At 49.7% G+C, this 320-nt stretch carries 2 tRNA genes; both read left to right on the plus strand.

The window, feature by feature from the left end:
- Nucleotides 1-160: 160 nt before the first annotated feature.
- Nucleotides 161-240 (plus strand) — tRNA-Leu (locus ACE5KN_RS31100).
- A gap of 7 nt (nucleotides 241-247) precedes the next feature.
- Nucleotides 248-320, plus strand: a tRNA-Pro gene (locus tag ACE5KN_RS31105).

Raw genomic sequence — 320 nt, forward strand, 5'->3', positions numbered from 1 at the left:
CCCTTAGCTCAGCTGGATAGAGCGTTTGACTACGAATCAAAAGGTCGGGAGTTCGAATCTCTCAGGGGACGCCATTATAACTTCATGGAATTGCTAAATCCACCGACTGGATTCGAACGAATGAATTCGTCGGAGTCAAAGAACATATTTTAATAAATAAGCCGGTATGGCGGAATTGGCAGACGCGCGCGACTCAAAATCGTGAGGGAAACCGTGGAGGTTCGAGTCCTCTTACCGGCATTTATAACGGGACGTAGCTCAGCTTGGTAGAGCACCTGGTTTGGGACCAGGGGGTCGCATGTTCAAATCGTGTCGTCCCG

Origin of the sequence: Paenibacillus terreus, from assembly GCF_042138595.1 — a bacterium.
Lineage (GTDB): Bacteria > Bacillota > Bacilli > Paenibacillales > Paenibacillaceae > Paenibacillus > Paenibacillus terreus.